The sequence below is a fragment of the Inquilinus sp. genome (assembly GCF_039594555.1).
Classification (GTDB): domain Bacteria; phylum Pseudomonadota; class Alphaproteobacteria; order DSM-16000; family Inquilinaceae; genus Inquilinus.
Genome location: NZ_JBCNNF010000589.1, coordinates 1 through 3,271 on the forward strand (window position 1 = coordinate 1; position 3,271 = coordinate 3,271).

General features: G+C 69.5%; 3 protein-coding genes. All 3 read left to right on the forward strand.

Going from position 1 to position 3,271, the window contains the following annotated elements:
• On the forward strand, positions 1-1,636 hold a 1,636-nt coding region (locus ABDW35_RS34545), incomplete at its 5' end, for a GMC family oxidoreductase N-terminal domain-containing protein (protein WP_343718372.1).
• A 27-nt stretch (positions 1,637-1,663) separates the two neighbouring features.
• Positions 1,664-2,806, forward strand: coding sequence for a cupin domain-containing protein (locus tag ABDW35_RS34550; RefSeq protein WP_343718373.1), 1,143 nt, complete (start codon positions 1,664-1,666; stop codon positions 2,804-2,806).
• A 112-nt stretch (positions 2,807-2,918) separates the two neighbouring features.
• Positions 2,919-3,271, forward strand: a 353-nt coding sequence (locus ABDW35_RS34555) for a hypothetical protein (protein WP_343718374.1), incomplete at its 3' end; no start/stop codon positions are given.

The following is a 3,271-nucleotide window of genomic DNA, read 5'->3' on the forward strand; positions in this document are numbered from 1 at the left end:
GCTGCTGCTGGAGGCCGGCGGCTGGGACCGCGACCCCTGGATCCACATCCCGCTGGGCTGGGGCAAGATCCTGCAGAAGCGGCTGCACGACTGGGGCTACTTCAACGAGCCCGAGGACACGGTCGACGGCCGCCGGGTGGAATGCGCCCGCGGCAAGGTGGTCGGCGGATCCTCCTCCACCAACGCCATGGCCTATGTCCGCGGCAATCGCGGCGACTATGACCGCTGGGCCGCGTCCGGGCTGGACGAGTGGTCCTACGCCCACGCCCTGCCCTATTTCCGGCGGCTCGAATCCTGGGAGGGCGGCGCCGATGCCTGGCGCGGCGGCGACGGGCCGATGCGGGTGCAGAACTGCCGCTACCAGGACCCGCTGCTCGACGCCTACGCCGCGGCCGCAGCCGAGGCCGGGCATGGCTGGACCGACGACTACAATGGCGCCCGGCAGGAGGGCTTCGGCCGGCTGCAGATGACCATCCGCGACGGCCGGCGCTGCAGCGCCGCGACCGCCTATCTCCGCCCGGCGCTGGCCCGCCCGAACCTGACGGTCAAGGTCGGCGCCATGGTCACCCGCGTGCTGTTCGAGGGCACCCGCGCGGCCGGCGTCGATTATGTGCAGGGCGGGAAGGTCCAGACCGCCTGGGCCGATGCCGAGGTCATCCTGTCCGGCGGCGTGATCAACAGCCCGCAGCTGCTGATGCTGTCGGGCATCGGCGACCCGGAGCGGCTGGCGGCGCACGGCATCCGCACCCGCATCCCGCTGACGGGCGTCGGCCGCAACCTGCAGGACCATGTCTCGACCATCCTGATGTACCAGCGGCGGGAGCCCGGGCCGTTCCACCGGATGATGCGAGCCGACCGGATCGCGCTGGAGCTCGGCAAGGCCTATGCCTTCGGCAAGGGCTTCGCCGCCGACGTGCCCGGCGGCGTGGTCGCCTTCCTGAAGAGCCGGGCGGAGCTGGCGCTGCCCGATGTGCAGTTCCTGCTGACCGCGGCGCCGCTCGGCGCTTGGCCCTATTTCAAGCCGTTCAAGCAGCCCTTCACCGACGCCTTCGCCTGCCGCGTGGTGGCGATCCAGCCGGAGAGCCGCGGCACCGTCGCCCTCGCCTCGGCCGACCCGATGGCAGCACCGCTGATCCGCCAGAACTTCCTGGCGACCGAGGCCGACTGGGCCAGCCTGCGTGCCGGCATCCGGATGGCGCGGGAGGTGATGGCGCAGGGCCCGATGGCCCGCTTCATCGCCCGCGAATCGGCGCCCGGCGCGGCCAAGGCGACGGATGCCGAGATCGACGCCTATATCCGCGCCACCTCGATCACCGTGCACCACCCGCTCGGCACCTGCCGCATGGGCGTGTCGGCCGAGGACGGGGCGGTGGTCGACCCGCAGTTGCGGGTGCATGGCGCCGAGGGGCTGCGCGTGGTTGACGCCGCGGTGATGCCCGACCTGACCTGCGGCAACATCAACGCCCCGGTGCTGATGATCGCCGAGCGCGCCGCCGACCTGATCCGCGGCCTGCCGACCCTGGCCCCGGCCTCGATTCCGACCAATGAGCCAACCAATCACCAACCAAATTTACCTCAACCAAAGAATATGGTTGAAACGGTCGACCAGCGGGCATACGGTCATGGCCAAGGTTGAACGACAATCCGAAAACAGGGGTGCGACATGACGGACACGCGCGCCGCGGCGCAAGGGTCATCCAATCGCGATGCCGCCCTGAGGGCGCTGTACGACGACGTCTTCACCAAGAACATGTTCCCGTTCTGGGCCAGCTCGACCGACGTCGACCACGACGAGATCAAGCAGTTGATGGGCTCCAAGAAGGCGGTGCCCTTCCTGTGGCGCTACAAGGACGACATCGCGCCGATCCTGCAGCGCTCCGCCGAGCTGATCCACATGGATGATTCCGAGCGGCGGTCGCTGATCCTGGTCAATCCCGGCCTGTCGCCGCGGCGGGCGACGGTCAGCACCATGTACACGGCGTACCGGCTGAACGACCCGAACGAGGTGATGCCGCCGCACCGGCATTCGCCCAGCGCCATCCGCTTCGGCCTGACCGGGAAGAGCAACTTCACCGGCGTCGAGGGCGAGGACATCACCTTCGGCCCGGGCGACATGGTGCTGACGCCGGTCGATGCCTGGCACAATCACGGCAACACGGGCGACGAGCCGGCGGTCAACCTGTCGGTCCTGGACCTGCCTTTGGTCGAGACCCTGAACGCCGTCTATTTCGAGCACGACTACACCGAGAACGGCGTCGCCCGGAAGGTGCAGAGCGCCCGCTTCCCCAGCGACTACTCCGCCCGGGTCTACGGCGCCGGCGGGCTGCGGCCGCGCTTCATCGACCACCATCGCGGCTCCGGCCTGTCGTCGCCGATGTATGTCTACCGCTGGGACGCGATGCGGGAGCAGCTGGAGCGGTTCAAGGACTGGGACGGCGACCCGTACGAGGCCCTGATGATCGAGTATGTCGACCCGCTGACCGGCGGGCCGGTGTTCAAGACCATCACCTTCTTCGCCCAGATGCTGCGGCCGGGCGAGCGCACCCGCCCGCTGCGCCAGACCGCCAGCCTGCTGGTGGCGCCGTTCCAGGGCAGCGGCCATTCCGTGGTCGACGGCAAGCGCTTCGACTGGACCGAGTTCGACACGCTGGCGGTGCCCGGCGGGTCGTGGTGCGAGCATGTGAACGGGTCCGAAACCGAGCCCGCGATCCTGTTCGTCGCCAGCGACGAACCGGCGCTGAAGGCCTTCGGCCTGTTCCACAGATGGGGCCGCGACGCCAGCGGCGACGTGGTCCGCATGGTCTGACGCGGCCGGGTCCGGCTGCCGCCGGGCTCAGCTGCCCGATCGCCTTCCGTCCCGGCCCGACATTGCGGCCGGAGGACGGGAGGGGTGCGCCCGAACGATCCAGAGGTTTGACGTGCCGAATTCCCGCAACACGACCCTGATCTCGCATATCGATTGCCCCGGCGGCGGCCAGGTCTGGGTCGAGGGCACCACGCTCTATATCGGCCATATGCGGTCGCCGAGCGGCACGACCATCGTCGACGTCGCCGACCCCCGCAACCCGAAGGTCGTCGCCCGGCTGGAGCTGCCCGAGGGCTGGCATTCGCACAAGGTGCGGGTGTCCGGTGACATCATGATCGTCAACCACGAGAAGCTGGGCCAGAACGGCCCGAAGGAGTTCGGCGGCGGCATCGCCATCTACGACGTCTCCCGCCCCAGCGCGCCGAAGCTGATCTCGAAATGGCTGACCGCCGGCCGCGGCGTCCA

Coding starts and splice junctions, on each gene's coding strand:
- ABDW35_RS34550 (WP_343718373.1), top strand. CDS start 1,664: ATGACGGACACGCGCGCCGCGGCGCAAGGGTCATCCAATCGCGATGCC.